We start from the raw sequence: 2553 nt of genomic DNA on the forward strand, positions 1-2553 counted from the left end.
GGACGGGACCGGTCGGGTGACGGGCACCGCCGGGTCGCCCTGCTGGCGCAGCTCGGCGGCCAACCGACGCAGCCCCCGGTGTGCGGCGGTACGGACCGCACCGGAACGGCGGCCCAGGACCCGCCCGGCGGACTCCGCGTCCAGCCCGATGACCGCCCGCAACAGCACGGCCTCCGCCTCCCGCTGCGGCAGCCGGGAGATCATCTCGATGGCCGCCCGGGTACCGAGGCGTTCACTCGCCCGCTCGGCGGTGTCGGACGTCGCGGGAAGTTCACCGAGTTCCTGCACCGGGACGGGGACCGCCGGCCGGCGGCGCTCCCGGCGCAGATGGTCCAGGGCGCGGTTGCGGGCGATGGTGACGGTCCAGGCCCGGAACTCCTGGCCGGTGAAACTGGCGAGGTCCCGGGCCACCTGGAGCCAGGTCTCCGAGGCGATGTCCTCGGCGTCCGCGCCGACCAGCGCGGTGAGGTAGCGCAGCAGACCGGGTTGCAGGGTCCGGTAGAGCTGCCGGAACGCGGCCTCGTCACCGGCCTGCGCGGCGCGGACCACTGCGGTCAGGTCAGTGGCCATCGCTGTCCCACCCGGACCTGTCGGTGGGCCGGACCCCGGCGACCCGCACTCGACACGGCCGGTATGTGACCCGCACCATGAGCCTCCGCTGTATCGATTCCGGCCCGTGTCGCGTCGACCCGGAGGGCGGGGCACCGCGTGTCCCGACGGTTGCCCCGGCGCGTACCGGTCGGACGGGACACGTCCGACGCGGCCGGTGTCCCGTAGCGGCCCAGGGCGCGGTCCAGGTTAGGGGTACGCCCGGCTACTCACAAGTTACGGTCCACGGTCGAAACAGTGAGATATCTCCATCACATCGGCCGGCGAGTTGACGTAACACCGTTGCATCCGATAACGCTCCCCGGCCGGGAGGAGACCGGCCCCGGCCCGGACACGCACCCACCCTGAGCAGGCTGTTCCGCCCGGATCGACGGGGCGGACGGAACAACACCGCCGCGCACCTTCGGTGCGACCGTCGTCACGGTACGGGGTCGCCGGCTGACCGATCGGATCGAACGGGTCGGCCGCCCGGTCCGAGCGGCGGTGCGGCGGGGTGCGGGCCCGAGTAGTCGATCACCACCCTGGGTACCGTATTGCGGTGCTGTCTCCAGAAGTCGTACTCAGCGGTCGCTACCGGCTGGACGAGCGGATCGCCACCGGTGGCATGGGTGACGTCTGGCGTGGCACCGACGTCGTCCTCGGCCGCGAGGTCGCGGTGAAGGTACTGCTCCCGGCGCTGGTCTCGGACCCCGACTTCATCGCCCGGTTCCGGGCCGAGGCCCGGATGATGGCCGCACTGCGGCACCCCGGCATCGTGCAGGTCTTCGACTGCGGTGAGGACGCCCTCGCCGATGGCGGCCGGGCCGACTACCTGGTCATGGAGTTCGTCGACGGCGAGCCGCTGTCCCGGCGGATCGAGGCGGCCGGGCAGCTGGGCGTCGCCGAGACGATGTCGGTGGTGGCGCAGGCCGCCCAGGCGTTGCACGCCGCGCACAACCGGGGAATCGTCCACCGCGACGTCAAGCCGAGCAACCTGCTCGTGCAACCGGACGGCACGGTCGTCCTGGTCGACTTCGGCGTCGCCCGCTCCACCAACGTCACGAGTATCACCAGCACCAACGCGGTACCCGGCACCGCGCTCTACATGGCGCCGGAGCAGGCCGCCGGGCGCCCGGTGTCGGCGGCCACCGACATCTACGCGCTGGGCGCGGTGGCGTACTGCTGCCTGACCGGCGGCCCGCCGTTCACCGGGGACAACCCGTTGCAGGTGGCGGTCCGGCACCTCGACGACGAGCCGGCCCCGCTGCCACCGGAGATCCCCGCCCCGGTGGCGGAGCTGGTCTCCCGGGCACTGGCCAAGGACCCGGCCGACCGGTTCCCCAGCGCGGCGGCGTTCGCCGAGGCGGCCCGTGCGGCCCGGCAGACCCTGCCCGGCACACCGGCAGCGGCTGCCGCCGCAGGTGCGGGTACGGGTACCGCTGATCTCGATCCGCACACCCTGACCGACCAGCCGGCGGTGGGTGGCGGCGCAGCCGGGCCCCGGGGACGCCGGACCGCCCTGGTCGGCGCGGTGGCGGCGGCACTGGTCGGGCTGACCGGGCTCGCCTTCGCCCTGGGTTTCCAGTCCGACACGAGTCCGCCCGCGACCAACCTGCCGCAGCAGGGACCGGCCCCGAGCGCCACCGCCGACGCCCCGGCCACCGAGCCGGTGGCCACCGAGGAGGTCCGCTCGGACCGGCCGAGCGGGCCGCGCAGTACCCCGAGCGTCTCCCCGACAGCGGTACCGACCGGCGCACCCAGCGGCCCGGTGGCACCCGAACCGAGCCCGACCGGCAGCCCCGATCCGGTCGAGCCCACCACGGCGCCGTCCGACCCGGTCCCGTCCGACCCGCCGACTCCGGTACCCAGCCAGACGGCGGCACCCGGCGGCGAGGACGGCACCACCACCGGCTAGCCCGACCGGTCGACGGCGACCGGGCCGGCGACCTCTCCCCTGCCCCGACC

General features: G+C 74.3%; 2 protein-coding genes. One reads left to right on the plus strand and one right to left on the minus strand.

The window, feature by feature from the left end:
- Positions 1-570, minus strand: a 570-nt coding sequence (locus GSF22_RS32805; protein ID WP_208817793.1) for an RNA polymerase sigma factor, incomplete at its 3' end; no start/stop codon positions are given.
- Between the two features lie 577 nt (positions 571-1147).
- On the opposite strand from GSF22_RS32805, the gene GSF22_RS32810 reads away from it, so the two are divergent.
- Positions 1148-2503: a serine/threonine-protein kinase gene (locus GSF22_RS32810; protein ID WP_208817794.1), complete on the plus strand. Its 1356-nt coding sequence runs from the start codon at positions 1148-1150 to the stop codon at positions 2501-2503.
- Positions 2504-2553: the final 50 nt, after the last annotated feature.

Origin of the sequence: Micromonospora echinofusca, from assembly GCF_017614955.1 — a bacterium.
Lineage (GTDB): Bacteria > Actinomycetota > Actinomycetes > Mycobacteriales > Micromonosporaceae > Micromonospora > Micromonospora echinofusca_A.